This is a genomic window from Spirosoma humi (assembly GCF_054776575.1).
Map to the genome: position 1 here is coordinate 42996 of NZ_BAAHBR010000003.1, position 26632 is coordinate 69627.

The window sequence follows — 26632 nt, forward strand, 5'->3', positions numbered from 1 at the left end:
AAATGAAGATTAAACGGACTGCTTTGTGTAAGGGCCAAATTCAGGCCGGGCCCAATCCAGGTCCGGCCTGCATTGGCCAGGTCAAAATTACGCAAAAAGAAGCCCGTCCGAGGCAGGACGGGCTGTTAAAGTTTGTTAAGCGGGTCGATGCCGAATAAATTGAGACTATAAATTCGTAAATAGCGCCTTTGATAAGCTGAATAGATTTATTGCCGAACTAATAAATCTCCCCACGGGCTGCTTTCAAGGTATTCTGCATCAGGGAGCAAATCGTCATCAGGCCCACACCGCCGGGAACGGGCGTAATGAAGCTTGTTTTGGGTGCTACCTCATCGAACTTCACGTCGCCCTTTAGCGAGAAACCACTTTTCTTGCTGGCGTCGGGCACCCGCTCTAGGCCAACGTCGATGACAACGGCACCCTCTTTGACCATGTCGGCCGTGACGAACTCCGGTTTACCGAGTGCCGCCACCAGAATGTCGGCGGAGCGGCATATTTCGGCCAGGTTCTGGGTGCGGCTGTGGGTAATCGTAACGGTGCAGTTGCCCGGATAGGTATTCCGCTGCATCAGAATGGACATGGGCAAGCCCACAATCTGACTCCGGCCCACCACCACGCAGTGCTTGCCGGCCGTTTCGATATCGTAGCGTTTAATCATTTCCAGAACGCCCTGTGGAGTGGCCGATATGTAAGCCGGTAACCCTTTGGCCATACGACCGATGTTGATGGGGTGAAAGCCGTCCACGTCTTTCGCCGGGTCAATGGTTTCCATGACCCGGTCGGGGTTGATGTGATCGGGGAGGGGAAGCTGCACGATCAGTCCATCCATATCGGGGTTATTATTCACCTCCCGAACCTTGTCGAGCAGTTCGGCTTCGGTTACGGATGGGTCGAACCGAATGAGTGTCGAGTGCATGCCTACCTCTTCGCAGTTCTTCATTTTAGAGGCTACGTAGGTTTCGGACGCCCCTTTGTTGCCAACCAGAATGGCTACCAGGTGCGGAATTTTGCCGCCCTGCTGCCTGATCTGGGCGACCTCTGCCGCGATTTCCAGTTTGATTTGTGCCGAAAGGAATTTACCGTCAAGGAGTTGCATATAAATAATTTGTCGCTGATCTACAGTGAATTAGGGTTGATTCGAGTGCCATAAGGTCCGGTTACGGAACGCTTTATATTAACTCGTCCATCAATACGGTTTGTAATCAGTTGCGAAAGTACCATCTTGAGTTAGATATTGAATAGTTTTCTGCCTGTATTTAGCATGGCCCGATTGATTGGTGTTAAAAGCGATTCCTGTGAGGGAAGAAAAGCGGGCCTGTCAACCACTTATCCTATCAAGATGATTTAGATGGAATATCCTGACATTGCCCATGAGTTGATCGAACGACGCAGGCACGACCTTGACGTTAGGCAACGATTAATTGAGGAAGGAAGGCTGTTTCGGGGCTATAACCCGGACATGGAAGAAGTGCATCTGGCTAATGCCCGACGACTTCAGACGATCATTGATCAGATTGGCTGGCCAGCTCAGGAACAGGTTGGCGAGGAAGCCAGTCAGGCTGCCTGGTTGATTGTCCAACATGCCATCAGTTTGCCTTCATTCATGAAAGGTGCCCTTGCGTTGATGAAGGCACAGCAAAAAACGAGAACAATAGACCCCGTCAATCTGGCTTTTCTGTCAGACCGGATTGCCCTGTTTGAGAATCGCCCCCAATCGTATGGCACGCAGTTTGTCAACGACGATCAAGGCAAGCTGGTGCCTTACCAGCTTGATGGCTCGATCGATCAGGTCAATCAACGTCGCCAGCAGATGAGGCTCAATACCCTGGAAGCGCGATTGGCCGAATTGACTGCACAGACGAATGGTGAGCGGGAAAAACAACCAACAGCCGCCGAAAGACAATCGGAGCAGGCGGAGTATGACGCCTGGCGCAAAAAAGTTGGGTGGATTGTTACGTAACAGAATCTGATTTTATCATTAATTACGAAGCAACATGTCACAGGTAATCGTCAAACTTAATCCGCATCTTTTCTTCGGTGGCAACTGTCGGGAAGCCATGGAGTTCTACAAACATGTTTTTGGAGGAAATTTAGTTCTGACTCCTTTTTCGGAAGGGCCTCCTGAAGCCCATAAAGACCCTAAAGCTAACAGTGAGGAAATGAAGTCGAAGATAATGTACGCCAAACTAGATGGTGATATTGTCCTTTTGGCAAGTGACAATCCTCACAATACCGAAGCTAAAAATACAGGGCAATTCGGTTTGTCATTGGAAGGTTTTGAGAAGACAGTATTAACAGGCTACTTTGAAAAACTTTCAGAAAATGGTCAGATCACAGCTCCGCTCATGAAGCAGTTTTGGGGCGATACGTTTGGGATGGTAACTGACCAATTTGGCATAAGCTGGATGGTTACCATCACGGCTGAAGTGGCGCAAAAGGTAGAGAATTAGCCATATTTCTCCTGCCATTCCTTCTTTAGTTTTTTGTATTCGGCGTCTTCGCGGGCTTCCAGGTATTTCCCGTAAAAAATACGTGCTGATTCCGCTTTAACGGGGTCTTCGTTGCGGGGGAGCTGTTCCCGCCCGTGGGCACCCGATTGGCCTTTCTTATCATCGGGTACGGCCCCGTCGTATTTCTGACCAGTTTTATGATTGGCGTACCGACGGGATCGGGTGTACCCCATCTGTAAAAACTTGCGGGCCATGTCCATGCCGATGAAGTCTCCGTTCTGTTTGTAATCGAGGAACAACTGGTAGATTTTCTCGGACGACTCACGGGCTATTTCGGGGGTTTTGAATCGCCAGTAGGGCAGAATTTCGTCTTTATACGGCCTGACCAGCAGTACGCCCATTTCGCCCTTCCCCACGCGGTAAAGTTCGGGTTGTTCCCGGAGGTTTAGGATCCGATAGTCGAGGTCGTAATTGAAAGCGCGGTCGTTAGTAGCCATCGATCAGAACGAGTAAGGGGCTATTCGGTACAACAATTAATTAAGTAACCGACGAAAAAAGATCTCGTTGTTTTATTCCCGCCGGGTTAATTGGTTTAACGTAAACAAGCGCCGAATCGACCCTTTATCAGCCCATCGCTTTAGCGGTGGGTTTACAAAATAAATCGTGTTTCATCAACCGTTTCAACGGTTTGTCGGATGCTTAAACCGTTGAAACGGTTGATGAAACACGGGTATTTGTCGGCGGTTTCCCCGGTTGAAACCGGGGGCTAATAAAAAAATTATTCGGTGCTTATCAATACAAATCAATCTACCCGACGAGAATGAAATAATGCATCATATACAAAATATTTATGGGGCCAGCCAGACCAGTTTTGAGTCGGGTTCGTATTGAAACAGGGCTCTTACCTGTCCGCTCCGATTTAATTGCAGATAATCCATAGCAAGCACCCGGCATTCAATGACCGCAAAATTGGGTCGTCCCGCTTCGCTTTCTTCAGCCGAGGGCAAATTAGCGCCTAAGTGAGCCGGAAAACCGGGGTAAGGAGCGGGTTGCTCGCTACCCGGCTGGTATTCCGACAGGTAGTTTTTTCGTGTGCCAGCGCCTATGGTTTGCCAATGCTCATCAGCCACATAATCATCCGAGTGCAGATGCGTTTCAACCGTTAAGCGCAGTTGCACCTGCGATTTTTCGTCCCAGAATACCAAGGTGCAGTCAGGAAAGGCTTCGAACTGCATCACCTTTGCCGCCCGTACATCGGTATGAAACCAGACATACTTTCGATCGGCATCCACTTTTCGAAGTACCACCGTTCGGGCATCGGCACCGGTGGCCGTGCGGGAGGCAACAATCATTGTTTTGAAGCCGGGAGCGGCTGGCTCGTCTGGTTTGCTGTCGAGTACAGTTGCCAGCTGTTGCCAGCTACGTTGTTCGAGGGTGGGCAAGGTAAGAGAAGGATCAGGAAAAACGGAGGTTTCAGGAACAGGCATTCGTAAGAAAATAAATAAACAGCAGCGTTCGTAAGGGTGATTAACGAGCCGTAGACGTCAATTGTTCGGGTTGGCCGAATCGGCTGATCTGGATGAACCGATTTTTTTAATCAATCCCTGAAATTGAATAACCGATACAGGTGTTTGCTGGTTTATCTAGTATATCAATAGACTGTCTAGCGACGCCTTCATTTCGCTCATGTGTTTTCATAAGTCACTCAATGTCAATGCCTCAGAATTGGAGGCTCGTTATCAGGCTGCGCTGCCGCCTTCGGCTGATTTTCAGCCTATATACCACGCCAACGCCTATAATTTACCGACTTGGCCCATTGTAACAAGGCAGGAGCCGGGAAAGCTGCAACTTATTCATTGGGGGCTTATTCCAACCTGGACCCGAAGTCAGGATGCCGCCGAGGACATTCGCACCAAAACGATCAATGCCCGCTCCGAAACGATTTACGAAAAGCCATCGTTTCGAGCAGCCGCCCAGGCGGGCAGGCGCTGCCTGATTCCTGTAACGGGCTTTTTCGAGTGGTACACCGAAAAGAGTAAGAAATTTCCCTTTTACATCAGTACCAGCGACCAGAAAATCGCGTCCATCGCTGGGTTGTGGGATGAATGGCTGGATCCTGAAACGGGTGAGTTAATGCCAACCTACACGTTGCTGACAACCGAAGCGAACCCGCTGCTGGCTGCGATTCACAACACCAAAAAGCGAATGCCCTGTGTGCTGACACCCGATGCCGAACAGGCCTGGCTACACGCCGACCTGAGCGAAAAAGAAGCGCTGGAATTGCTGGCTCATCCGTATCCTGCGAACAAAATGCACAGCTACAGCATCAGCAAACGCATCACGTCCCGAACGGAGCCAAGTGACGTCCCGGAAGTTCTGGCACCGGCCGATTATCCGGAGCTGAGCAATAGTACTCAACTGTTCAGCTAAGTAACCTCACCCGCCTGTCCAGGTTGCCATCCGCTTGTGTAGAATAAGCGGTTATCAGAGAATTTGTGCCGAATTTTGGTCAACTAAGTTGTCTTTGTAATCGCCTTGCCGGGTCTTGCAAGGCATGTTATCTTTATTATTGATTTTAACCTGACTATGAAAAAAATAATACTTTCTGTATGCGTTGGTACTGCCCTGTTGACGGCTCCCGGCATCGTTTGGGCCCAGTTTCCCACGATGCCGGGTGGCAGCCCGCAACCAGCGGCCGCCATTCCCGGTACGTCGAGCGATACATCGCCCCGTGGCAACGCAAAGCTTACCGGCACCGTAACGGATTCGACGACAGGTAAGCCCGTCGAGTTTGCCAGTATCGCCCTGATCAACGCCGAAACGAAGAAGCCAGTTGATGGAACAGTAGCCGATGATAAGGGTAAGTTCACGCTGACCAAATTGCCACAGGGCGACTTTCAACTGCTCATCTCTTTCGTTGGGTACCGCAACAAAACCATTTCGAGCGTTAAACTTGACCGTAAAGGAGATATTAACCTGGGAAGCATCAAGCTGGCCGCCGATGTGCGCACGCTGAAAGAGGTTGAAGTGGTTGGGCAGGCCTCTTTGGTTGAAGAAAAAGTCGACCGGCTGGTTTATAACGCGGATAAAGACATCACGGCCAAAGGGGGCGACGCAACCGATGTCATGCGTAAAGTGCCGCTTCTGTCGGTCGATCTGGACGGGAACGTTAGCCTGCGGGGCAGTAGCAATGTTCGGGTACTGATCAACAACAAACCGTCTACTATTGTCGCCAGTAGCGTTGCGGACGCGTTGAAGCAGATTCCGGCCGACATGATCAAAACTGTTGAGGTTATTACCAGCCCATCGGCAAAATACGATGCCGAGGGGTCAGCGGGGATTATCAACATCATCACCAAGAAAACAACCTTACAGGGATTTACGCTTAATATCGACTCCGGGGTAGGCAATCGGGGAAGTAACCTGGGCCTGAATGGCAACCTGCGGACGGGTAAAATGGGTTTCAGTCTGAGTGGTTTCGGACGAGCCAACTACAACGTAATCGGGAATTTCGCCAATACCCAGAGAACGTTCGGGAGTACGGGTACGACCACAACCGACCAAAGCGCGGATACTCGCAACCACGGGATCTTTGGACAGTATACCCTGGGCTGGGATTACGACATCAGCAAGACCAGTTCGATTACGGCCAGTCTGCGTTACGGCGCGCGGAACAACTACCAGAATCAGGACAATTTCTTTACGCGCACAATCTCACCGAATTCGTATTTTCCAATCGTATCGGACCGGAATGTACTGACCAAAGATCTGTCCGGAACGGTCGATGCGAACATCGATTACACCCGCACGTTTGCCAAACCACAGCAGGAGTTAAGTGTGTCGGCACAATTCAGCCGCAACAACCGCAACAACGATTTTACCGCCGACATCTTAAACACAACGGACTTCTCGACCATTACGGCTCGTCAGCAGAACCTCAATAACAGCTTTAACCAGGAGTCGACGATTCAGGGTGATTACCAGACGCCGATTGGCAAAAACCAACTGCTGGAATTCGGTGGTAAAGGCATTTTTCGGCAGGTCGAAAGCGCATTCAGCTATCGGCTTGGTGGCGGAACGGGCGAACTGCTAACCGATCCGACACGTCCCGGCAATACCCTCAACTATGACCAGAGCATCGGTGCCGGTTATGTATCGTATACCCTGACCACGAAGAATAAATACACCATCAAGGCGGGCACGCGTTACGAACACACGGTCATTAATGCCAACTACAGCCAGAATCAGCCGGGTGAGCAGGGGGGAGCTGCCGGGCAGGACCTGGGTATTCCAAGCTATAGCAATCTGGTGCCGAGTTTCAATATTTCGAAGGCGCTGAAAGGGGGCAAAACGATCAAGCTGGCTTATAACCGTCGTTTACAACGGCCAGGTATTCAGTTTCTTAACCCAAACGTAAACACCTCGAACCCAACCAACATCACCAAAGGTAACCCTCTGCTGTCGCCGGAGTTGACGGATAATCTTGAATTCAGCACGAGTGCATACATCAAAAGTGTGTATCTGAACGTAGCCTTGTTTGCCCGCCAGACGAACAACTCCATCACCAGCGTTCGCGATACGATTACAACAGGTGCCGGCCAGGTAACCAACCCAACTCTGGCGCAGGCTATCCAGACGACGTACCTGAATATTGGCCGCGAATCGGCTTACGGAACGAACGTTTTTGGTAACGCCACCTTTTTCTCGAAATGGCAGATTGGTGGAGGTTTCGATCTGTATTATTCTTACCTGACCAACAACAACGCGGGTTCGGTGTACAACGCAACCAATTCGGGATGGGTTACCACAGGCCGCTTCTTTACCAACCTGACGCTTAAGAATGGTTGGGGCGTGCAGGGGTTTGGGTTCATTCGGGGACGGCAAATTCAGTTACAGGGGTATCAGGGCGGGTTTGCTTTCTACAGCATCGGTCTGAAAAAAGATTTGAAAGACAAACGGGGTAGTTTCGGTATTGCCGCTGAAAATTTTTTCAATCACCCCTTTACGGTTAATTCGGAGTCGTCATCGCCCATTTTTGCCCAGAGCAGTACAACAAATCTGTACAACGCCGGGGTGCGGGTTAACTTCAGCTACAAGTTGGGCAAACTCAGCTTTGATGCCCCCCAACGGCAGAAAAAATCGGTCAACAACGACGACATAAAAGGGGGCGAAGGTGGTGGCGATCAGCAGCCGCAGCCAGCACCGGCGGGTGGTGGCGCTCGCCGACCCCGCTAGGGAAAAACGGACAGTGTAGCGCTTTAAATCGGCGCTGGAAAATCAGAAAATTCTGGTTTCCAGCGCCGATTTGCTATTGGCTACCGTCTAGCCGTAGCAAACGATATTTTACCCTGAAACGATATTGCTATTGCTGATAAGAGGTACTAACGCGCCAACCTACCTGTGTTAAGTATTCCCCGATTGGCGGTGTATGCGTTGGCCGAATGACCAAAAATTATTATCCTGACCACTTACCTTTTCTTCCTTACGCTTATTAACCCGCGTAAAGAGCACAGGCAATGCATGCATAAATGTGTGAATACGCTTGCTGATAGTCCTTGCTTAGTCAAACACTTATTTTACTTCTTAAACATGTTTCTAATGAAACCCAACTTTATTAACTGGATTAGTATGTACGGGCTGTTGCTGTTATTCACCGCCTGTGAAGATCACCGCATTCCCTCTGTACAACGGTTGAGAATCAAGACAGTCAGAACGATAATTCCTGGTCTGGATGACACTCGCCTTACGACTGAAACGTATAACTATGATAGCAAAGGGCGTTTAATCCAATACGTGTCCGGAACGGAAACGAAGCCCGTTGTTCCGATTGGGGATTCGTCCAGAACGGTCATAAATTATGATGGGCAGGGAAGAATAGAAAACATATTTACGGAAGGTCGGGGTTTAGTCAATACGGCTTCTGGCGTAGTTTATTTGTGGCGTCCTTCATTCAACACAACCTATGCGTATGATGGGAATGGGAACATTACGGTCATGAAATTATTTGCAATAACACAGGATCGATCCCAAAGCCCAAATTTACTTGAGGTCTTACAGTTCGAGTATGATGGTACTAAGTTTCCCGTGAAAGTCATACATACTACCACATCCAATAACCATCAATGGACCGAGCGGTATACCTATAGCGGAGATAATATTGTCAACGTAGAAAGCAGTGACAACCAGTCGGCCACGACAACGTATCAATATGATAACAAACCCAATCCTTTTTATGGATTACTTACCGGGGAAAAAAGGAATGATGCCTTTATCGCCCTTAACAAAAACAATGTGATGACAAATGATAAGCAATATTTGTATGATACGAATGGATTGTTGTCGAAGGTTATTGCTGCGGATGGGGTCGTATATACCTACGAGTATGAAGCCTATTAAATTAAGATTACCGGAATAACGAATAGTCTGCTATCCGGATTAGGATCGGTGAATGACCCCAATAAAGTAGCCGGCAGGTGATAGGGCGGCTGACTGGTTTGCTTCCGAAGCGCTTCCCGGTGGCCCATGTCCGCCCGGTCTGGCAGGTGAGAGGGCTATCCTGGCGTAGCCTCTTTGCCTAAGTCTAGTGGCTCCGGCGTTCTGTAACCGGAGTCACGAACCAAGTACCGACATGAAGTTCACTACCTGTTTTCAGGCAGTGAACTTCATGTCGGCCAACCCTTTATTTGCGTTTGGTCGCCGTTGACGAGCTGAACTTGGTGCCAAAAAAGTCATTCGCATTCCAGACCGGCCGATCGGTATTCTGCGCGGTGAGGTAGCCAATCAGAAACTGCAACTGCACGTGCCGGGCAGCCGCTGTCCAGTCGAACGGCTGATTCATATCGTCCTTGGGGGTGTGGTACACTGTAGCCCGCCAGTCGAGGTTGAGCTTGGTTCCGTCGCGGTCATCGCCAGTTGTCGAGCCGCTCTTAATGTAAATAGCGGGAATTCCCTGCCGAACGAAGCTAAAATGGTCGGAGCGCATGAAGACGGCCTGCTCCGGAATCGGGTCTTTGACAATGGTCACTCCCACAAATTGCGCGGCTGCATCGACAGCCCCCTTCATACTCGAATGCTCCGATCCATACGGAACGATGTCGAGCAAGGGGTGGAAGAAAAAAGGCATGTCCAGGCAGAGGTTGGCCACAATCTTGTCTTTAGGTACGGTCGGGTTGCTGGCAAAATAATCGGAACCGAGCAAGCCCATTTCTTCGCCCGTAACGGCGACGAACAGAATGGAACGCCGGGGCGCTTTGGGCAAGGTAGAAAACAGTCGGGCCGCTTCCAGATTGATAGCCACGCCTGATGCGTTGTCATGGGCACCGTTGTTAATAGAGTCTCCCGGCGTGGATTCGACCGACGTGGATGCGCCTTTGATGGGTCTGGTGATACCCAGGTGATCCAGGTGGGAGACATAGACGACGTATTCGTCGTTCAGCTTTGGGTCGGAGCCGGGCAGTAAACCAACCAGATTTTCGCCCACCAGCCCGTCGCTCAGCTCCGTCTGGGTATGGGCACGAACGGAAATGGTTAACGGAAATGCCTGTGGCTGGCTTTGGTTAGCGGCTTTCCGGGCTTCCTCAAATGTTTTGCTGGCTCCGGTGAAGATGGATCGGGCGGTGGAATCTCCCAGGGAAGCAATAACCCGTAGCTGCGGAAATGTACGCTGTGCCTGGCCTTTGGCATCCGTCCACCGATAGATCGGCTGCCGGTTTCGGGGGGAGTTCGACTCGATGCGGGCCCGTACGTCGGTCGGCAGACTGAATGTGATCAGGCCAACGGCACCGCGCGAAGCCGCTAGTTCAGCTTTTGCCGACCCACTATACGCTCGTTGGTTTGATGGAAAAGTAGCGGGTGCACCGTTGAAACAGGCTACAATTTTACCGCGCACGTCGATGTCTTTATAATTATCGTAGCCCAGTTCGGGGGCCGATACGCCAAAACCGACAAAAACGACCGGCGCTGAAACGTCACTGACAGCCATCCCAAAATTAGGCGTAAGAATAAAGTTCTTGCCGTAGGTCAAGGGCTGCTCTTTACCATCCTGAATAAACACCATTGAACTGCCTTCTTCGCGTACCTGTGCCCGCCGGAGGGGGACGGCCTGACGGTACGTACCCTTCTGGCCCGCCGGGCGAAAGCCAAGTTGTTTAAACTGCGTTTCGACATACTGAGCGGCCAGTTCAAAGCCTTTCGTGCCGGGCTTGCGCCCCTCAAGTTTGTCGTCGGCAAGGTAGCGCATGTGGGCTTCAATAGCTTCCGGGCGAACGCTCCGGGCGACTTTCTGGGCTTCAGCAGGGATAGTGGGTAAAGGGGCCGGAGATTGGGCCGATGCTGTAACAACGGCCAGTACGGCTACTGGTAAAAACATAAATCGTTTCATTGTACGCAAGATCAGAGTTCGTTGATGGCCACGCCCGCGACGACGTCTAACGCGAAATTAACCGAATCGGTTATCTTTCGGCTGGATAAACGCATATTCTATCGCCTGGCCAATTGGCCATGTCGATAAGAAGAAGGGTTGAGCAGGTTCAGGCAGGTGGGGATTGTAATTTACTCCGCTTTTTGCCGTACGTGAAATAAATCACCAGACCAACGGCCAGCCAGACCACCAGCCGAAGCCAGGTGTCGGCAGGAAGAGACAGCATCATGAGGGCGCAGGTTAGAATGCCCAGAATGGGTACTACCGGCACCCAGGGTGTTCGGAAGGCACGGGGGGCGTCCGGTTGTCGTTTGCGCAGAATCAATATTCCCAGGCAAACCATAATGAAGGCCAGCAACGTGCCGATGCTCGTCATTTCGCCCACAACCCGTATCGGCACAAGGCCAGCAAAAAGGCTGATGAAAACGCAAAGCAAGATATTCGATCGCCAGGGCGTTTGAAAGCGAGGGTGAATGTCGGAAAAGGCGCGCGGTAACAACCCATCGCGGCTCATCGAGAAAAACACCCGTGACTGCCCCAGTAAATCCACTAAAATAACGGAGGTGTAGCCGATTAGAATCGCCAGGATGATGGCCTGGCTGAGCCACTCATAGGGCGTTTTTTCGATGGCTATGGCTACCGGGGCTGCGCTATTCTTAAACTCGGTATAATTGGCCAGCCCCGTCATGACATAACCGAACAAAACGAACAGGATGGTGCACACAATCAAAGAGCCCAGAATACCAATGGGCATGTTGCGCTGCGGATTTTTAGTTTCCTGTGCCATAGTGGCCACAATGTCGAAGCCAATAAATACGAAGAAAACGACCCCGGCCCCCCGTAAAACGCCACTGATACCAAACTCACCAAATACACCCGTATTGGGCGGAATATAGGGCGAATAGTTGGCTGGGTCAATGTATTGCCATCCCAGGGCGATGAACACCAGGACCACCAGTACTTTCAGGCTTACGACAATGGCATTGAACAGGGCGGAGCCCTGCGTACCCCGGATGATGATGACTGAAACGGCCACTACGACCAGAACGGCGGGTAGGTTTATGAATCCGCTAATCACCGAACCGTCGGGCATCGTCAACGTTTCGAACGGGGACTGCACTAACTGCGGGGGAAGGTGAATATCGTATTTGGCCAGAAAGCGCGTCAGGTACTGTGACCAGCTGATGGCAACGGTGGCGGCTCCTACGGAATATTCAAGAACCAGATCCCAGCCGATGATCCAGGCAAACAACTCACCCAAGGTCGCATAGGCATAGGTATAGGCGCTCCCGGCCACAGGAACCATGGCGGCAAATTCGGCATAACACAACGCACTGAATGCGCAGCCAATGGCCGCGACAACGAACGAGAGCGTAACCGCCGGGCCGGCATGATTTGCGGCTGCAATGCCCGTGAGTGAAAATAAGCCCGCTCCAATAATGACCCCAATACCCAGGGCTACCAGGTTAAACGCACCAAGCGAACGCTTCAGGGCTGACTTACCGCTTTCGTCGGCTTCCTGCCGTAGCAGGTCAAGAGATTTTATACGCATTAGAAATTGATGAAGAAGGCACGACCCGTACTGCAAGCGTGCAAAGAGGGCAGCTCATGAGCAAAAGGGCCAGTAAGAAATCGGTGGTTAAAGCGGAATGTAATGCCCACCGATAGCCACCAGCGACGCGACTAACCAAAGCACAAAGAACGCTCTCGAATACGGGTTGAGCGCTATATCGTCCGATTCTTCGGCTAAAAACGCAGGCTCTGTAAGCGATCGTTGACGTACCTTACCCAATTGCCGGGAAGTCGGATTCACTACGGCCAGGGGATGCGTATTTATGGAAAAAGAGCGAATCTTGACTCGTTTGTTGCTGATCTTTACTGTCATTGGATAGCTCGTTTTAAAATGAAAACCAATTACTATAACCCTATAGATTTAATAGTTTGTCTGAGAATAAGTAATCCGCCCCCGGTGAGAGGGCGGATTGAGGACAAAGCTACTGACCCTTACCCAGATTTCAAATGATTATGTGTTTTTCGGCTCATCGTTCGCCGAATAGCACATAACCTACAACAACGCAGCCCCAAAAACACCGGCACTATCCCCCAGTTTGGGTTTCAGGAACTTGGTGTTGATCTCCCGGCTATTGAAAACATATTTCTTGGCTCGTTCGACGCCCTCAGTATACAACAAGTCCACATTGCCAACTCCACCTCCCAGAACGATAGCATCCGGATCAAGAATATTGATAATGACGGATACCGCACGGCCAAAATACTCCAGCATCCGGTTCACGGTCTGGCTGGCCAGTAGATCATTTCCTTCCTGATAACGATCCATAATCTCCTGCATTGTCCGTTCCTCTCCGCTCAGCTGCTTGTAATAGCGTTGCAACGCCGGACCCGAAATAACCTGCTCATTGCAACCGGCTTTTCCACAATAACAGGGATAGCCGTTTTCTTCTAGAATATTATGACCCCACTCGCCACCAATTCCCTGTAAGCCATTCAGGACAAACGGTACGCCATCTCGTCCCCGAATGACAACACCTCCGCCAACACCCGTTCCCATAATTACGCCGAAAACGGTCTGGAAGTCGGGGACAATGTCAGGCACAATTCCCATTGTCGACTCAGCCAGGGCAAAGCAGTTGGCATCGTTGGCAACCGAAACCGGTAGGCCCAGCAGCCTGGCCAGATCCTGCTTCATCGGCTTGCCATTCAGCACCGTTGTATTGCAGTTTTTCATCGCCTGACGAGCCGGATCGAAGGAGCCCGGCGTTCCAAATCCAATTCGGTCGGGTTGAAGGTTGGTTTCAGCTTTCAGCATATCGATGAGCCGAACAATCTGGCTCATAATGTGGTCATAGCCTTTATGCGCTTCGGTGTCAATGCGTTTACGAATAATGACGGCGTCGGGAGAAGGAGCGGATAGAATAACACCCTCGATTTTGGTGCCGCCCAGGTCAATACCCCAATAGTTTTGCATTTATAAAAAATAATAGGTGATGTTGATTTAGGTTGATGACTGCACCTGATATACAGCCTTAGTCTTGCTGTCCATACTCGTGTGCCGGAAATCCGCCAACGAGTAAAACGAGACAAAGATGACGCTACCGCGTGCCTGTCGATTTCATCTATAACCTGATTAATGACAAATTAGCTAGTTTTACCTGGCTTTTCCTGAACTTATCCTTCAAATGAAGTTTGATTCATGCAGTAGTCAAGCGATTCTGTTCCAAATCAACACGCATAAATTTAAAATCAAAAATAAGTATGCTTACTCCCGGCCAAAAAGCTCCTGAGTTTTCACTCTTCAGCAGTGATAAAAAGGAAGTTGCCCTGTCAACTTTTAAAGGCAAAAATGTCATTATTCTTTTCTTTCCGATGGCCTTTACCAGCGTTTGCACGGCCGAACTCTGCGAAATGCGGGATAACATCAGTACCTATTCAGCGCTGAATGCCGAGATACTGGGTATTTCGGTCGATTCGCCGTTTACGCTGGCCAAGTTCAAGGAAGAGCAGAACCTGCCGTTCGATTTATTATCTGACTTCAACAAAGAAGTTTCGCAGGCTTACGACACCTATTATGAAACCTTTGTCATGAATCTCAAAGGGGTTAGTAAACGGTCGGCCTTTGTCGTCGATAAGGATGGCGTTATTCAATACGCTGAAGTACTGGAAAGTGCAGGCGATGTGCCTAATTTTCAAGCTGTGCAGCAAACGTTGACTTCACTTAATTAATTGAGGGATACGGGTTGCTCACGGAGAGGTCAACGGGCAATTCGTGAGCAACCCGTATCATTTACCTATTGGACTTTGGCTCATAATCGAAGCCCTGTTTCTTGAAAAATGGCCTGGTATCATAATTTTTTTCATGGATTGCCGCAGACCGCGTGGAAGGCTGCCCAGACGGAGGAGCAAACGCACCTTGACCTCGAATTGCTCGTAGAAACGCTGGATTTCGGCCCGGATGATCGCTTACTGGACATTTTCTGCGGCTATGGCCGACATGCGCTGCCGCTGGCCCGAATGGGTGCCCGTGTAACGGGAGTCGATATTTCAGAAGAGTATATTGCCGAACTGGAAACGGCTGTCGAAGCTGAAAAGCTGCCTTTGGTTACCCTGGCGGCTGATTTCCTGACGATACCGGAGTCCGAGCTTGGGGCGGCTGGCTCGTTTGACGCGGCTTACTGCCTGGGAAACAGCTTTAGTTTCTTTCCCAGACCCGATATGCGGACTTTTCTGACGCGCATTGCCAGGTTATTGAAGCCAGGGGGGCGCTTTCTGGTTCATACCGAAATGCTTGCCGAATCGGTACTGCCCGATTACCAGGCACGCAATTGGCAACCCGTTGGTGACGACGGCGACGAGCCAATTCTCTTTCTGGTCGAAAATGAATATGTCCCACTGGAGAGCCGGATCGACTCACACCTGACTTATGTTCAGGCTGGGCATACACAGACTCGAACGGCGCAGCATTTTGTGTATACCCTTGCTGACCTTCGCGGGTTGTTCATGGAAGCCGGCCTGACAGTTCTTGATTGTTATGGTTCCATTGATGGGGACTCGTTCGCGCTTGGCGATGAAGCAGCCTGGATCTTAGCCAAAAGGTAATCAGTACTATCTGCCTATTTGTATATTGATAAGTTACCTAACAGGTAATAGTATTTATCTAAATAAGTCATTGTTTACCAGTGAGTTACAGATTTTTGTAAATTCTATTTTTAACTTTTTTGAGGGTTGTTGTATTATTTCGGTATAAATCCGTAGTTTTCAGTCTATATAACGCCGTTAACTGAAGATTGATCGCCTGAAATTGTATGGAAACTATCGAACGCAAACCACGTAGTCGAGAGCAAGCCCGTTCCGGTATCTTAAAGACAGCTAAAACGATTGCTCGTCGGGAAGGCTGGCAAGCCGTTTCGATTCGAAAAATAGCCGACGCGATTGAGTACAGCGCGCCCATTGTATATGAGTATTTTGATAGTAAGGACGTTCTGTTAGATGAAATACGCAACGAAGGATTCCGGCATTTAGCGCATGAATATGAGCGTATTCTGAAGCTTTACCGCGACCCTGAGAAGCGACTTTACGAAATTTCACTCGTGCAGTGGGAATTTGCCCGCAATCATCCAGAGATCTATCAGGTAATGTATAACCTGGATGGCGCCTATTGTACCCTACCTGTATATCAATCAGAAACAATGCAGGCTGTGAGCCGTATTGTCCGTGAAACGATCTTTTCCTTTATTCCTAAAGCGGAAGAAAGCATCAAACGACTTTATTTTCAGTGGTGGTCAGTCTCGCATGGGACAATCATGCTGGCCATGTTGCTCAAAAACGAACAATCACTCGATCAGTCTGAACAAATTTATCGGGAGATGATGCGCCGTTTCGTTCGTGATCTGCGGTAAGTAGTGTGAAGAAAGTTCGCTGGCTGTTTTTGTAAAGAGTAGCCTACCTTCCCATCTGCATCATTATCCTACACCTCATGCAAATCGTCGTTATCGGTGCAACGGGAATGCTTGGTCAGCCCGTCACGCACGAGCTTATGCGGGCTGGTTCTCCAATTCGGATCATTGCCCGTGATGTCAGGAAAACGTGCCAGCTTTTTCCCAAAGCAACCGTTGTTCCGGGCGACTTGAACAGTGTTAACAGCCTTGTTCGCGCGTTGAGAGAGATCGGTTCCGTTTACCTGAACTTATCTATCAGGCAAGATGAAGAGAAGGATCACTTCCATACCAAGGCTCAGGGTCTGCTCAATTTGATTCAGGCAAAGCAATCAACAACTACCCGGAAGTTTTCGAGGCTGCCCGGACCTGGGCCGATCTGGGTAAGCCCTGCACTACGGTGGACCAATTTGCCGCCCGGCTCTAGGCGATCAGTCGTGTCGGATCAATGCATGGGCAAACTTTTGACTTTTCCACCCGCCACATCATCAACGCTGTGCTGAATGATGAAGGCTTTGGGGTCTACTTCGATTACAATTGCTCGTAATCGGCTGATTTCAAGACGGGTAACGACGGTATAAAGGACGCTGTCAAGATCCTGATGGCTCCCGTGTTTGCCATAGCCGCCTTCCCCTTTCAAAATCGTTATGCCCCAGCCTTTGTCGATAATATGGTCCCGGATCAGGGCATTATGTTTCGAGATGATCAGAACGGCTGTGTATTCTTCAATACCGTGAATCACAAAATCCACCGTCTTTGAGGCCGCGAAATACGTAATCATGGAGTAAAGGGCCGGATTTATGCCAAGAAAGAAGGCTGCCGCAACAAAAATGAGTACATTAAGGACTAAGATGACATCACTGACTTTCAGAATTGGACTAGTCCGGCTAATGAGCAACGCTGCGATTTCTGTGCCGTCCAGCACGGCCCCCCCTCGCATAGCTAGTCCAATACCCGCTCCTATAAAGAATCCGCCAAAAACGGCCGTTAACAGGAAATCGGGGGTGACATCCGGATACGGAACAATGGCGAGGCTTATGGACAGGCCCGTAATGGCCAGCGTACTTTTCAGGGCAAACTGGCTGCCAAATTGCCGGTAGCCAAGTCCTATAAAGGGTAAGTTGATGAGTAAAAGCCAGATCGGTAACGGCACGCTGATAAGCGATGCCAGTAGCATCGAAACGCCCGTAACGCCCCCGTCAATAAAATGACTCGATAGCAGGAACCCTTTTATGCCCATGCCAGCACTAAGTACGCCAGCAACAATGAACGCGGTATCTTTAATTAATCTGTAAGTAGGTGTGTTTGTTAACATAGGGTCTCGTTTTAAGACAATAGAGAATCAGTAGATCGAATAAAGCGTGTTTCATTCGGTCTACTGATAAATAATAACCAGACGTATTGTGCTAATATAAGCCGTCTACGGAGAGGTAACGTTCACCCGTATCGTAACAGAATGTTAAAATCCGGCTTCCGGGGGCAAGGCTTGGTAACTTTTTGGCAATTGCGGCCAGCGAAGCACCTGACGACACGCCAACAAACGTTCCTTCTTCCCGAGCCGACCGCCGGGCCATTTCATACGCTTCGTCTTTGCTTACCTGAATCACACCGTCCAGCACGTCGGTATGCAAGTTCTGGGGAATGAAACCTGCACCGATGCCCTGAATGGGGTGGGGGCCGGGCGAACCTCCGCTGATGACGGGAGAGAGCTCGGGCTCTACGGCGTACACTTTCAGATTCGGAAATTTCTGCTTGAGCACCTGCCCAACCGCCGTTATATGGCCGCCCGTACCGACGCCCGTAATCAGCACATCGAAACCATTGGGGAAGTCCGCCAGAATTTCCTGAGCCGTCGTGTGCACGTGAATGTCGATATTGGCCTGGTTTTCAAACTGCTGGGGCATCCATGCGCCGGGTGTCTGAGCAACCAGTTCATGAGCTCGTTCGATGGCTCCTTTCATGCCTTTCTCGCGGGGAGTCAAATCGAATGCTGCTCCGTAAGCCGCCATGATTTTACGCCGTTCGACACTCATAGACTCGGGCATAACCAGAATGATCTTATAGCCTTTCACGGCTGCCACCATGGCTAGTCCGATGCCGGTATTTCCCGATGTTGGCTCGATGATCGTGCTACCTGAAGTGAGCAATCCGCTGGCTTCGGCAGCATTGATCATTGACAGGGCAATCCGATCTTTTATGCTCGCACCGGGGTTTGCCCGTTCCAGTTTCGACCAGACTTCGAAGCCGGGAAACAGCCGGTTTATACGAACATGTGGTGTATTACCGATTGTATCGAGAATGGAGATAGCTTTCATAGGGGAAGGGTATTGACGTGGTAACGAATGGGTGTTACCGTAAATTAAATAACAAAATTTATAGGTTCCGACGCTTCGAGCGATTTAAGCCGAACATCGGTCTGATGCTGGTGAAATACCAGCGAATGGGCTTCGACACTGGTCGTCAGCCAAACGTTACCACCAATGACAGAATCGTGGCCAACCACCGTGTAGCCACCCAGAATGGTTGCATTGGCGTAGATGACCACATTGTTTTCGATCGTTGGATGGCGTTTTTTCTGAGCCATTGATTTAGCTACATGCGTAGCGCCAAGCGTTACGCCCTGATAAATCTTAACGTTGTCGCCAATGATCGTTGTTTCGCCAATGACCACGCCTGTACCGTGATCGATGAAAAACGATTTGCCAATCTGTGCGCCGGGGTGAATGTCAATGCCCGTTTGGCCGTGGGCATATTCGGTAAGCATTCGGGGCAGAAGAGGCACGTCAAGTTTAAGCAGCTCATGGGCGATCCGGTATACCGCAATGGTATAAAATCCCGGATATACGGCGACGACTTCTTCAATACCAACGGCTGCCGGGTCATTGTCGGCAATGGCGTGTGCGTCGAACAAGAGGCTATCGTAAATGACGGGTAACTTCTCGAAAAAACGCCCGGTAATGACCGCCGGACTTTCGGTCAGGTTTTTTTCCAGCGGATGTAACAGGCAAACTAGCTGTTCATTCAGGTTCTGGTAAGTTTCCTCAACGTGCTGAGAAATGGATTTGCATTCCTGGGTAACGGGAAAAAGCAGTCGCATTAACTGGTCGATAAAACGCCCCGCATCCGGTCGGGAAGGAAGCTTGTAACGATAACGCGCCCGCTGAGTTTGTAAATGATCGAGAAAGGAACTGGTTTCGGTAGTCATATTAATCATTATCTGGATCGAAATAAGGGTGTGCAGGCCACTCGTGATTTGCAGTGCCGAAGCGTTGAACCATCGGACAGACAATAAGTAAGGCTGCTAAACCGTCGGACCGCCAATTCGGTAGAATTTTTACCCCGTTTTGTGGAAACACTACACTGATCGGCTACGCATTAAACGGACACCAGACCGTTTTAAAACAATAGTTTCTTTGATTTTTAAACAAAAAGCGGGCCGCAAAGTTCGTCGGCAATTCCTGGAACCTGATTTGCAAGAGGAAAACGGGTAAACTAATGAACAAACGTATTATGCTCAGTAAAACTATCATTGCGTTCCTGATTTCACTGACGGCTACGTCGGGTGTTGCCTGGATGGTGGCATCTGCCTGTCAGTCACCGAGTCAATCGAATGCAATGACACCCGACTCGACAGGCAGTACAAACACAGGGACTGCTTCGGCCAGGGTTGTGAATGCGTATCCAAAATTGACGTTTTCATCACCCGTGGAATATACTTATGCCAACGACGGCACAAATCGTGTGTTTGTTATCGAACAGGAAGGCAAAATTCGAGTTTTCGAAAACGACCCGAACACCGCTACGGCTGGTACGTATCTGGACATTCGTGACAAAGTGGCATCTGGTGGCGAAATGGGCTTGCTAGGGCTTGCCTTTCATCCCGATTTCAAACAGAATGGGTTCTTCTACGTCAACTATACGAAGAACAACCCGCGCGAAACGATCGTGAGTCGTTTCAAAGCTTCATCGGCCAACGCGTCGCAGGTCGATCCGGCCTCCGAGGTAATTTTGTTTCGATTTGCGCAGCCTTATGCAAACCACAACGGCGGCAAGGTTCTTTTTGGCCCAGACGGTTTCCTGTATGTTTCTACGGGTGACGGTGGTAGCGGGGGCGACCCACAGAACAACGGCCAGAATAAAAGCAGTTGGCTAGGCAAAATTCTACGCGTCGATGTGAACAGCACTGAAAAGGGACACTATGGCATTCCGGCTGATAATCCTTTCAAAGGCAACGACAAAGGCTATCGGGAAGAGCTCTTTGCGTATGGCCTGCGTAATCCGTGGCGGATCAGCTTTGATGATGAAGGTCGTCTATGGGCGGGTGATGTCGGGCAAAACACGATTGAAGAGGTCGATATCATTACGAAAGGCGGCAATTATGGCTGGCGGATCAAAGAAGCCAATGCAGACTTCAACGCGAAGGACAACGCCGTTAATGAGGCCGAATTAATTCCTCCTGTTTACCAGTACAGCCACAATAAAGGCGATGTCTCCATTACGGGGGGCGTGGTTTATAGAGGGTCCGCCAACCCTTCCCTTCGGGGTAAATACATTTTCGCTGATTACGCCAGCGGACGTGTTTGGGCACTAACCCCAAATGGCACAAAACCCGCTGCTGCCCAGGAACTGATGGCGCAGGCTGGTGCTATTTCGGCCTTTGGCGAAGACCAGAAAAAAGAGATTTACCTATGTGATTTAGGTACTGGAAAAATCCTTAAGCTGGTCGGAAATTGACTGATTGATAGTATATTATCGCAATGGTCAATAAAAAAGGCGTCTATAAGTCAGCTTGTAGACGCCTTTTTCTATATATTGATAGCAGGTTCCATCTGGAATTCATCCGTTTGCTCAATGACCACCATTTTCGAATCACCACTTGGTTTTGTACGCGTTACGGGCGACGATCAGGGCGTTTCTGTTATCTCCTGTACGGATGTTCTGGCCGATGAACATCAGGCTGGCACCCGGTTGCCGACGCCAGTCGAACAGGCTGTCGACCAACTGAAAGCCTACTTTGGCGGGGAGCGGCATACGTTCGACTTCCCTCTCAAGCCGGTCGGAACCCCTTTTCAGCAATCCGTTTGGCAGGCCTTGCTGGAGGTTCCCTTTGGTACCACCCGCTCGTATCTGGCCCTGAGTCGGCGTCTCGGCGACGAGAAGGCAATTCGTGCAGTAGCGGCTGCCAACGGCCGTAATCCCCTCTGGATCGTAGTTCCCTGTCATCGCATTATTGGTTCCAATGGTTCGCTGACGGGCTATGCCGGTGGGTTATGGCGTAAAAAATGGTTGCTGGAGCACGAAGGCGCTTTTTCTCGGTCCGGCCAGTTGTCGCTGTTCTAATCAATTCATCTATACCGGGGTATTATAACGTGATGATGTCTACAACCTTATCGATTGGCTTATTGTCGTGCATACTGTTAACCATATCGGCCTGTGCACCCCGATATAAAGGTCCCGTTACGGATCATTTTAACGGTAAGAAATTTTTCAATCCGGGTATGCCCGAGCGAACATCGGGTGGTGTGCTGAAGTGGTTGCTTCATCGCGATAAAGGCCCCTGGCCGGAGCAACCTGACGCTTTTGTCGGCGCTCGGCCAGCCACCCGCATAGAGGGCGATAGTCTGGTGCTGACGTTTGTTAATCACTCCACGTTTCTTATTCAAACAGCGGGTCTGAACATTCTTACCGATCCAGTCTGGTCGAAGCGGGTGGGTCCGACGTCGTGGCTGGGTATCAAGCGGAAACGGCCACCGGGACTTCGGCTGGAGGAGCTGCCTCCCATTGATGTGGTATTGTTGAGTCATAATCATTACGACCACCTCGACTTACCCACGATCAAAAAGCTGGTCAAAGCCCATAATCCGCTGTTCGTGACCCCATTGGGCGTGTCGTATTTGCCCCGCTCGGTTGAGGGGCGCGTTGCCCAGGAACTCGACTGGAACGATACCCTGCGGGTGAATGATAAATTAATGTTGACGTGTACACAAGCGCAGCACTTCAGCAACCGGGGTATTGGCGATCGGGAGGAAACGCTCTGGTGTGGCTACCTTTTACATACGAGCTTTGGTACAACCTATTTCTGTGGGGATAGTGGCTACGGTCCTCATTTCAAAAAGATTGCTGAACAGGCCCGTAAGTCGACGACCGGCCCGATCAAACTGGCGTTGCTGCCCATTGGGTCTTACCGGCCCGAGTGGTTTATGGCTCCCGTACACGTTTCCCCTGCGGGAGCTGTGCAGGCATTTACTGATTTGAAGGCGGCCCAGGCGGTAGGCATTCACTTCGGCACTTTTCAGCAGGGTGATGATGGGCTTGCTGAGCCTGCGGATGATTTACGTAAAGCATTATCAGCCGCCAAAATTCCCGAAAATCTGTTTTTAGTTCCTAAAGAAGGGCATCCTATGGTGTTTAAGTAGCCTGGCCTATCCAACAAAAGCAAGAGTGGTAGCGTTAATTAAAGCGAACAGGTAGGCAATGATATTGACAAACAGACGCAAATGCTTTATGAAGTTAGTTCGGTTAGGATGCTATCTGATAGTAGCGGTCAGTAGCTTCGGTTTCCCTCTGAAAGCGGTTCGGGCGCAGGCTCAGGAAAGCTGGCGTTTGGCGAAAGATAAAGATCAGATACAGGTTTATACGCGCAGTATTCCCGGTAGTCGGTCGAGCGAACTGAAAGTCGAATGCACAATGCCCGGTACACAAAGTCAATTGGTGGCGTTGCTGTCCGATATTGCCAATTACAAAAACGTCATTTACAAGACCAAGTCAGCGCGGTTGATCCGCCGTGTAAGCGAAACGGAGCTTTTGTATCATGTGGTTACGGCAGTGCCCTGGCCCGTCAGTGATCGCGATATGGGTGTTCAGTTGACTTTTTCGCAGGATCCAACGTCCAAAGTACTGGAAGTGAAAGGGGTTGGCGTACCTAATCTGGTGGCTGCCCAGCCCAATACGGTACGTATTGCAGACTGGCTGGCTATCTGGAACGTTCGGCCGATTACAAAGCAACGGATGCAGGTTACCTACACCTGTCGGCTCGATCCGGGTGGGGATATTCCTGCCTGGCTCGATAACGTAGCTGCGGCCTCAAGCGCCTATCAATCGTTTGTATTGATTCGGAACAGCCTTTCCTTACCCCGTTACCAGGGGAAAACCTTCGCTTTTTTGAGTAACTAGGAATAGGTTTAAACACGAATGACCCGGCGTACACAGCCTGCTGTGTACGCCGGGTCATTCGTGTTTAAACACTTTTTTGGAGCTTCTTTTCGTAGGCCAGAAAGCGTAACCCCGGTCGGAAGCCAAGCGTAATCTCGCCCGCATATTGATAGCCAAGTTTTGGGAAAAGCGTTTGCGTAGCCTGGTTCTCGGAGTTCGTATCGATCCGTAGATAAGCAATACCGCGGTCAATCGCTACCTGTTCGGCCTGGTTTAATAAAGCAATGGCGACACCCCGTCCCTGGAAAGCCGGGTCGACGGCTAACCGATGGGTGACGATTGCACGCTGGCTCAGGTCGAAGCCGACCTGGGCATATTCGGGTTCCTGATCTTCCGTTATGGCCGCTACGCCCGCCAGTAATCCATCAATAATGGCTACCCAAAGTTGATTCTTGACAATGTCCGCTTCGAAGACAGCGTGGTTAGGGTAGTGGTCATCCCATTGGAAATTACCGGATTTGCGCATGAGCGGAACAACGTGGCGGATGAGGTGCATCAGCGCCGGGAGATCGGTAGTCGTAGCCAGGCGAACAGTCATTGAGGGTACATTGTTAATTCGGCGCAAATACGGTATTTTGCCGATAGTTTACTAAACAGAAACCGTTATGGAACTGGAATTTCCGTTGGTGCTTAAGAAGCTGGAGGTAATGACGGACGACGAGTTCTTTGCGTTTTGTCAGGCAAATGATACGCTCGAACTTGAACGTGATAAAAACGGAAATATAGTAATCGTGTCACCAACAGGGTCAAAAACAGGCAACATCAATCTGATACTAGCCAGCCGGATATTTCTTTGGAATGAAGAAAAAGCAGCTGGGTACACCTTCGATTCATCTACGGGTTTTAAGTTACCTAGCGGAGCGATTCGTTCGCCGGATGTGTCCTGGATTCAAAAGGATTGTTGGGAAGCCATTCCGGAAGAGCAGCAGGAGAAATTCGCCCCCATTTGTCCTGACTTTGTTATTGAACTTCGCTCGGCCAGCGATGACCTGACCTATCTTCAGAGCAAGATGGAGGAGTACCGGGAAAATGGCTGTTCGTTGGGCTGGTTAATTGATCGGAAAAGCCAGCAAGTATTTATTTACCGTCCCGGCCAGCCCGTTGAAACAATCACTACATTCACCCAAATACTAACGGCTGAGCCTATACTTCCCGGTTTTGCATTTGACTTGACGCTGTTGACCCGCTAACTTATTTCCCTTCTTTTAGCATCTCAACCACCATACTGAGTTCATTGACCGTCGTTTCGGGGTTGCCCGAATAACCGATGGTCCGGTACCGAACACGGCCGTCTGGACCAATGACAACTTTGGTTGGTATACCCTGCACTTTATAGGCATTCGCTACTTTCTGCTGCGCATCCAGTGGGACCACGAAGTTGTAGGTATTCTTGTTCATGAAATTATGCACGCGCTGCAGCGGTCCGCCTTCGCGCGTGTTGACAAACAAAAACCGCACATCAGGGTCGTTCTGAAACCGCGTTTGGGCCTGCTGCATGGCCGGGAACGAGGCAATACACGGTCCACACCAGGTTGCCCAGAAATCGAGCACAATGACCTTGCCCTTAAAGGCCGACGAAGAAATAGTTCGGCCCTGCAAATCGGTAAGCGAAAACGATGGAGCTGGTTCATTGATAAGCAGTTGCCGGAGTTCGTCCCGCTGGTCGGCGCGTAGATCGGCTTCCAGATTGGTCAGGTAGGCATCTGCTTTGGCAAGGGTGTTGCCGGGCTGTTTGGCATACCAGTCGCGGAGAGTCGCCTTGAGGCCAGGCGTTGCTTTTCCGATTTGAACCGCAGCCTCGGCCATCGGCTGGGCTTCGGCCACGTGGTTTGTTCGTACGGCGCACAGAAAATAGCGTTCCGTAACGCGTGGGTCACTGTTATCGATGTCATCGGGGTTGATGAACTCCTGATAAAGTGGATAGGCCTCTGCGTATTGGCCCTGTTGTTCCAGCGTTCGGGCATATGTATTCAGCAACTGCCGTTGCCGGCTTTGCTTCTCTGTTTCCCAATTTCCTACTGCCGTTTTCGGCTTTGGCTGCGTTTTTAAGACATCCATAGCCCGCTTGATCAGCACTTCGGCTTCGGGTAATGACCGTCGTTCGTCGGCTAGTTGAAAGGCTATGGTGTTAAGCATCATCGCGTCGATATGGGCTGCGGGTTGCTTCTCCACAAAGGCTACCAACCCTTTGCTATCGTTGTTTTTAAAGTAGCCATCCGTCATCAGCACGGTCAGGGCGGGTAGATACGACGACGTAGGAAATTCCGTCAAAAATGCCTGATAAGCCACCTTTTTACGGTTCCAGTCCGGTTCATTCCGGATGGCCATGGATCGGTCCTTTTGCACCAGCGAACCCGTTGGCTCGATCAGTTTCTGGCGTTCGCGCAGGGCATTTGCTTTCGGGAAGTCGCCCATACTTTCGTACAGTTGGGCCGCTGTAGTCAGTTCGGCGCTGGTGGGTGTCGGGCGGGAGGCCAGGTATGATTCGATTCCGGCCTTCACTTTCGGACCGTAGCCGGGTTTTCGTTGCTTGACCTGAGCCGCCAGCAAATCCGACCAGTATTGCGGACGAAGTTCCGGGTTTTGCAGGATTTCATGTTCGTAAAGCGTTACCACCCAGTTCGGGTCGTAACGGGCGCCTGCTTCATAGATAAAATGACTTCGCGTAAAGACGGATGCCTGTCCGCCGGTTGCGTGTGGAACAGGCCGCCCCGTAGCGTCGCAAACCGGAATAACATACAATTGGCCTTTGTTCAGGTCTGCACGTTTGGGTTGCTTGCTATTTCTGAAGAGAAGCATCAGGCCAGCTACGTCCCGTTTGGGCAAGGCTAATTGCCCGACATACTCATTGCCCACGCGTGTTAGCGCAACACTTGTTGGCTGGCTAAGCTGCATGGCGTTGGGAGCGCCGTAACGCACATAGCGACCCTCGATCGTGCTGTCGGTTGCCAGTGGAGTCGTTTGGGGGGAGTAGGTAAAGGATACCACTTGCCCAAGCTGCGGACGTTCGGGCGAAAAGCAGAATTGAGCGCTGGCAACTGGTAGGGCCAGCACGACGAAGAGAAACGTAACGAGAACGTTAGAATTGGTATTCATAACAC

At 50.4% G+C, this 26632-nt stretch carries 27 protein-coding genes; 15 read left to right on the forward strand and 12 right to left on the reverse strand.

What is annotated here, in order from left to right; all coding sequences use genetic code 11:
• The first annotated feature begins 2 nt into the window (after window positions 1-2).
• On the forward strand, window positions 3-158 hold the full coding sequence (locus ACYU8Y_RS03805; protein ID WP_460934364.1) for a hypothetical protein: 156 nt from the start codon (window positions 3-5) through the stop codon (window positions 156-158).
• Window positions 159-217: 59 nt separating this feature from the next.
• On the opposite strand, the gene ACYU8Y_RS03810 is transcribed toward ACYU8Y_RS03805, so the two are convergent.
• Complete coding sequence (locus ACYU8Y_RS03810) at window positions 218-1096, reverse strand: bifunctional 5,10-methylenetetrahydrofolate dehydrogenase/5,10-methenyltetrahydrofolate cyclohydrolase (protein ID WP_460934366.1); 879 nt, start codon at window positions 1094-1096, stop codon at window positions 218-220.
• Window positions 1097-1348: 252 nt separating this feature from the next.
• On the opposite strand from ACYU8Y_RS03810, the gene ACYU8Y_RS03815 reads away from it, so the two are divergent.
• On the forward strand, window positions 1349-1960 hold the full coding sequence (locus tag ACYU8Y_RS03815; protein ID WP_460934368.1) for a DUF6624 domain-containing protein: 612 nt from the start codon (window positions 1349-1351) through the stop codon (window positions 1958-1960).
• 34 nt (window positions 1961-1994) lie between these two features.
• A complete protein-coding gene (locus ACYU8Y_RS03820) occupies window positions 1995-2450 on the forward strand; it encodes a VOC family protein (protein ID WP_460934370.1) in 456 nt (151 codons plus the stop codon).
• On the opposite strand, the gene ACYU8Y_RS03825 is transcribed toward ACYU8Y_RS03820, so the two are convergent.
• Together ACYU8Y_RS03825 and ACYU8Y_RS03830 are read right to left on the reverse strand one after the other, a co-directional pair.
• The gene (locus tag ACYU8Y_RS03825) at window positions 2447-2947 is read right to left on the reverse strand and encodes a DUF4385 domain-containing protein (RefSeq protein WP_460934372.1); all 501 of its coding nucleotides are present in this window, start codon (window positions 2945-2947) and stop codon (window positions 2447-2449) included. The two genes, ACYU8Y_RS03820 and ACYU8Y_RS03825, sit on opposite strands and share 4 nt — an antisense overlap.
• Before the next feature lie 351 nt (window positions 2948-3298).
• Window positions 3299-3937, reverse strand: a complete 639-nt coding sequence (locus tag ACYU8Y_RS03830; RefSeq protein ID WP_460934374.1) for a pyridoxamine 5'-phosphate oxidase family protein — start codon at window positions 3935-3937, stop codon at window positions 3299-3301.
• 199 nt (window positions 3938-4136) lie between these two features.
• Here ACYU8Y_RS03830 and ACYU8Y_RS03835 point away from each other — a divergent pair, with 199 nt between their 5' ends.
• The 3 genes from ACYU8Y_RS03835 to ACYU8Y_RS03845 all read left to right on the forward strand — a co-directional run bounded on the left by ACYU8Y_RS03835 (window position 4137) and on the right by ACYU8Y_RS03845 (window position 8846).
• Window positions 4137-4880 carry an SOS response-associated peptidase gene (locus tag ACYU8Y_RS03835; protein WP_460934376.1) on the forward strand — a complete coding sequence of 248 codons (744 nt, stop codon included), beginning with the start codon at window positions 4137-4139 and terminating at the stop codon, window positions 4878-4880.
• 156 nt (window positions 4881-5036) lie between these two features.
• On the forward strand, window positions 5037-7685 hold the full coding sequence (locus tag ACYU8Y_RS03840) for a TonB-dependent receptor (protein WP_460934378.1): 2649 nt from the start codon (window positions 5037-5039) through the stop codon (window positions 7683-7685).
• 363 nt (window positions 7686-8048) lie between these two features.
• Complete coding sequence (locus tag ACYU8Y_RS03845) at window positions 8049-8846, forward strand: hypothetical protein (RefSeq protein ID WP_460934380.1); 798 nt, start codon at window positions 8049-8051, stop codon at window positions 8844-8846.
• Window positions 8847-9129: 283 nt separating this feature from the next.
• Here ACYU8Y_RS03845 and ACYU8Y_RS03850 read toward each other — a convergent pair whose 3' ends face one another.
• The 4 genes from ACYU8Y_RS03850 to ACYU8Y_RS03865 form a co-directional block, all read right to left on the reverse strand.
• Window positions 9130-10830, reverse strand: coding sequence for a M28 family metallopeptidase (locus ACYU8Y_RS03850; RefSeq protein ID WP_460934382.1), 1701 nt, complete (start codon window positions 10828-10830; stop codon window positions 9130-9132).
• A gap of 148 nt (window positions 10831-10978) precedes the next feature.
• A complete protein-coding gene (locus ACYU8Y_RS03855) occupies window positions 10979-12421 on the reverse strand; it encodes an amino acid permease (RefSeq protein ID WP_460934384.1) in 1443 nt (480 codons plus the stop codon).
• An 87-nt stretch (window positions 12422-12508) separates the two neighbouring features.
• The gene (locus tag ACYU8Y_RS03860; protein ID WP_460934386.1) at window positions 12509-12754 is read right to left on the reverse strand and encodes a hypothetical protein; all 246 of its coding nucleotides are present in this window, start codon (window positions 12752-12754) and stop codon (window positions 12509-12511) included.
• A gap of 180 nt (window positions 12755-12934) precedes the next feature.
• Window positions 12935-13855: an ROK family protein gene (locus ACYU8Y_RS03865; protein WP_460934388.1), complete on the reverse strand. Its 921-nt coding sequence runs from the start codon at window positions 13853-13855 to the stop codon at window positions 12935-12937.
• A gap of 287 nt (window positions 13856-14142) precedes the next feature.
• Here ACYU8Y_RS03865 and ACYU8Y_RS03870 point away from each other — a divergent pair, with 287 nt between their 5' ends.
• The 4 genes from ACYU8Y_RS03870 to ACYU8Y_RS03885 all read left to right on the forward strand — a co-directional run bounded on the left by ACYU8Y_RS03870 (window position 14143) and on the right by ACYU8Y_RS03885 (window position 16822).
• Window positions 14143-14610 carry a redoxin domain-containing protein gene (locus ACYU8Y_RS03870; RefSeq protein WP_460934390.1) on the forward strand — a complete coding sequence of 156 codons (468 nt, stop codon included), beginning with the start codon at window positions 14143-14145 and terminating at the stop codon, window positions 14608-14610.
• 108 nt (window positions 14611-14718) lie between these two features.
• A complete protein-coding gene (locus ACYU8Y_RS03875) occupies window positions 14719-15483 on the forward strand; it encodes an SAM-dependent methyltransferase (RefSeq protein WP_460934392.1) in 765 nt (254 codons plus the stop codon).
• A 206-nt stretch (window positions 15484-15689) separates the two neighbouring features.
• Window positions 15690-16283 carry a TetR/AcrR family transcriptional regulator gene (locus ACYU8Y_RS03880; protein WP_460934394.1) on the forward strand — a complete coding sequence of 198 codons (594 nt, stop codon included), beginning with the start codon at window positions 15690-15692 and terminating at the stop codon, window positions 16281-16283.
• A 77-nt stretch (window positions 16284-16360) separates the two neighbouring features.
• Window positions 16361-16822 carry an SDR family oxidoreductase gene (locus ACYU8Y_RS03885; RefSeq protein WP_460934396.1) on the forward strand — a complete coding sequence of 154 codons (462 nt, stop codon included), beginning with the start codon at window positions 16361-16363 and terminating at the stop codon, window positions 16820-16822.
• Here ACYU8Y_RS03885 and ACYU8Y_RS03890 read toward each other — a convergent pair.
• The 3 genes from ACYU8Y_RS03890 to ACYU8Y_RS03900 all read right to left on the reverse strand — a co-directional run bounded on the left by ACYU8Y_RS03890 (window position 16765) and on the right by ACYU8Y_RS03900 (window position 19524).
• Window positions 16765-17634 carry a YitT family protein gene (locus tag ACYU8Y_RS03890; protein ID WP_460934398.1) on the reverse strand — a complete coding sequence of 290 codons (870 nt, stop codon included), beginning with the start codon at window positions 17632-17634 and terminating at the stop codon, window positions 16765-16767. The two genes, ACYU8Y_RS03885 and ACYU8Y_RS03890, sit on opposite strands and share 58 nt — an antisense overlap.
• Window positions 17635-17725: 91 nt before the next feature.
• On the reverse strand, window positions 17726-18634 hold the full coding sequence (cysK, locus tag ACYU8Y_RS03895) for a cysteine synthase A (protein WP_460934400.1): 909 nt from the start codon (window positions 18632-18634) through the stop codon (window positions 17726-17728).
• 44 nt (window positions 18635-18678) lie between these two features.
• A complete protein-coding gene (locus tag ACYU8Y_RS03900) occupies window positions 18679-19524 on the reverse strand; it encodes a serine O-acetyltransferase (RefSeq protein ID WP_460934403.1) in 846 nt (281 codons plus the stop codon).
• Between the two features lie 305 nt (window positions 19525-19829).
• Here ACYU8Y_RS03900 and ACYU8Y_RS03905 point away from each other — a divergent pair, with 305 nt between their 5' ends.
• From ACYU8Y_RS03905 to ACYU8Y_RS03920, 4 genes are all read left to right on the forward strand, one after another.
• Window positions 19830-21053 (forward strand): PQQ-dependent sugar dehydrogenase, encoded by a 1224-nt coding sequence (locus ACYU8Y_RS03905; protein ID WP_460934405.1) that lies wholly within the window; start codon window positions 19830-19832, stop codon window positions 21051-21053.
• Between the two features lie 117 nt (window positions 21054-21170).
• Window positions 21171-21659 (forward strand): methylated-DNA--[protein]-cysteine S-methyltransferase, encoded by a 489-nt coding sequence (locus ACYU8Y_RS03910; RefSeq protein ID WP_460934407.1) that lies wholly within the window; start codon window positions 21171-21173, stop codon window positions 21657-21659.
• Window positions 21660-21691: 32 nt separating this feature from the next.
• Window positions 21692-22735 (forward strand): MBL fold metallo-hydrolase, encoded by a 1044-nt coding sequence (locus tag ACYU8Y_RS03915; RefSeq protein ID WP_460934409.1) that lies wholly within the window; start codon window positions 21692-21694, stop codon window positions 22733-22735.
• A gap of 88 nt (window positions 22736-22823) precedes the next feature.
• Complete coding sequence (locus ACYU8Y_RS03920; RefSeq protein WP_460934411.1) at window positions 22824-23492, forward strand: SRPBCC family protein; 669 nt, start codon at window positions 22824-22826, stop codon at window positions 23490-23492.
• A 64-nt stretch (window positions 23493-23556) separates the two neighbouring features.
• Here ACYU8Y_RS03920 and ACYU8Y_RS03925 read toward each other — a convergent pair whose 3' ends face one another.
• A complete protein-coding gene (locus ACYU8Y_RS03925) occupies window positions 23557-24069 on the reverse strand; it encodes a GNAT family N-acetyltransferase (RefSeq protein WP_460934413.1) in 513 nt (170 codons plus the stop codon).
• Window positions 24070-24136: 67 nt separating this feature from the next.
• On the opposite strand from ACYU8Y_RS03925, the gene ACYU8Y_RS03930 reads away from it, so the two are divergent.
• A complete protein-coding gene (locus tag ACYU8Y_RS03930) occupies window positions 24137-24721 on the forward strand; it encodes a Uma2 family endonuclease (RefSeq protein WP_460934415.1) in 585 nt (194 codons plus the stop codon).
• A 1-nt stretch (window position 24722) separates the two neighbouring features.
• Here ACYU8Y_RS03930 and ACYU8Y_RS03935 read toward each other — a convergent pair whose 3' ends face one another.
• Window positions 24723-26627, reverse strand: coding sequence for a redoxin family protein (locus ACYU8Y_RS03935; RefSeq protein ID WP_460934417.1), 1905 nt, complete (start codon window positions 26625-26627; stop codon window positions 24723-24725).
• Between the last annotated feature and the right edge of the window lie 5 nt (window positions 26628-26632).

Coding starts and splice junctions, on each gene's coding strand:
- ACYU8Y_RS03875 (WP_460934392.1), top strand. CDS start 14,719: ATGGCCTGGTATCATAATTTTTTTCATGGATTGCCGCAGACCGCGTGG.
- ACYU8Y_RS03830 (WP_460934374.1), bottom strand. CDS start 3,937: ATGCCTGTTCCTGAAACCTCCGTTTTTCCTGATCCTTCTCTTACCTTG.
- ACYU8Y_RS03930 (WP_460934415.1), top strand. CDS start 24,137: ATGGAACTGGAATTTCCGTTGGTGCTTAAGAAGCTGGAGGTAATGACG.
- ACYU8Y_RS03810 (WP_460934366.1), bottom strand. CDS start 1,096: ATGCAACTCCTTGACGGTAAATTCCTTTCGGCACAAATCAAACTGGAA.
- ACYU8Y_RS03860 (WP_460934386.1), bottom strand. CDS start 12,754: ATGACAGTAAAGATCAGCAACAAACGAGTCAAGATTCGCTCTTTTTCC.
- ACYU8Y_RS03815 (WP_460934368.1), top strand. CDS start 1,349: ATGGAATATCCTGACATTGCCCATGAGTTGATCGAACGACGCAGGCAC.
- ACYU8Y_RS03850 (WP_460934382.1), bottom strand. CDS start 10,830: ATGAAACGATTTATGTTTTTACCAGTAGCCGTACTGGCCGTTGTTACA.
- ACYU8Y_RS03935 (WP_460934417.1), bottom strand. CDS start 26,627: ATGAATACCAATTCTAACGTTCTCGTTACGTTTCTCTTCGTCGTGCTG.
- ACYU8Y_RS03915 (WP_460934409.1), top strand. CDS start 21,692: ATGATGTCTACAACCTTATCGATTGGCTTATTGTCGTGCATACTGTTA.
- ACYU8Y_RS03845 (WP_460934380.1), top strand. CDS start 8,049: ATGAAACCCAACTTTATTAACTGGATTAGTATGTACGGGCTGTTGCTG.
- ACYU8Y_RS03835 (WP_460934376.1), top strand. CDS start 4,137: ATGTGTTTTCATAAGTCACTCAATGTCAATGCCTCAGAATTGGAGGCT.
- ACYU8Y_RS03805 (WP_460934364.1), top strand. CDS start 3: ATGAAGATTAAACGGACTGCTTTGTGTAAGGGCCAAATTCAGGCCGGG.
- ACYU8Y_RS03855 (WP_460934384.1), bottom strand. CDS start 12,421: ATGCGTATAAAATCTCTTGACCTGCTACGGCAGGAAGCCGACGAAAGC.
- ACYU8Y_RS03820 (WP_460934370.1), top strand. CDS start 1,995: ATGTCACAGGTAATCGTCAAACTTAATCCGCATCTTTTCTTCGGTGGC.
- ACYU8Y_RS03905 (WP_460934405.1), top strand. CDS start 19,830: ATGCTCAGTAAAACTATCATTGCGTTCCTGATTTCACTGACGGCTACG.
- ACYU8Y_RS03885 (WP_460934396.1), top strand. CDS start 16,361: ATGCAAATCGTCGTTATCGGTGCAACGGGAATGCTTGGTCAGCCCGTC.
- ACYU8Y_RS03840 (WP_460934378.1), top strand. CDS start 5,037: ATGAAAAAAATAATACTTTCTGTATGCGTTGGTACTGCCCTGTTGACG.
- ACYU8Y_RS03920 (WP_460934411.1), top strand. CDS start 22,824: ATGAAGTTAGTTCGGTTAGGATGCTATCTGATAGTAGCGGTCAGTAGC.
- ACYU8Y_RS03925 (WP_460934413.1), bottom strand. CDS start 24,069: ATGACTGTTCGCCTGGCTACGACTACCGATCTCCCGGCGCTGATGCAC.
- ACYU8Y_RS03870 (WP_460934390.1), top strand. CDS start 14,143: ATGCTTACTCCCGGCCAAAAAGCTCCTGAGTTTTCACTCTTCAGCAGT.
- cysK (WP_460934400.1), bottom strand. CDS start 18,634: ATGAAAGCTATCTCCATTCTCGATACAATCGGTAATACACCACATGTT.
- ACYU8Y_RS03865 (WP_460934388.1), bottom strand. CDS start 13,855: ATGCAAAACTATTGGGGTATTGACCTGGGCGGCACCAAAATCGAGGGT.
- ACYU8Y_RS03890 (WP_460934398.1), bottom strand. CDS start 17,634: ATGTTAACAAACACACCTACTTACAGATTAATTAAAGATACCGCGTTC.
- ACYU8Y_RS03910 (WP_460934407.1), top strand. CDS start 21,171: ATGACCACCATTTTCGAATCACCACTTGGTTTTGTACGCGTTACGGGC.
- ACYU8Y_RS03825 (WP_460934372.1), bottom strand. CDS start 2,947: ATGGCTACTAACGACCGCGCTTTCAATTACGACCTCGACTATCGGATC.
- ACYU8Y_RS03880 (WP_460934394.1), top strand. CDS start 15,690: ATGGAAACTATCGAACGCAAACCACGTAGTCGAGAGCAAGCCCGTTCC.
- ACYU8Y_RS03900 (WP_460934403.1), bottom strand. CDS start 19,524: ATGACTACCGAAACCAGTTCCTTTCTCGATCATTTACAAACTCAGCGG.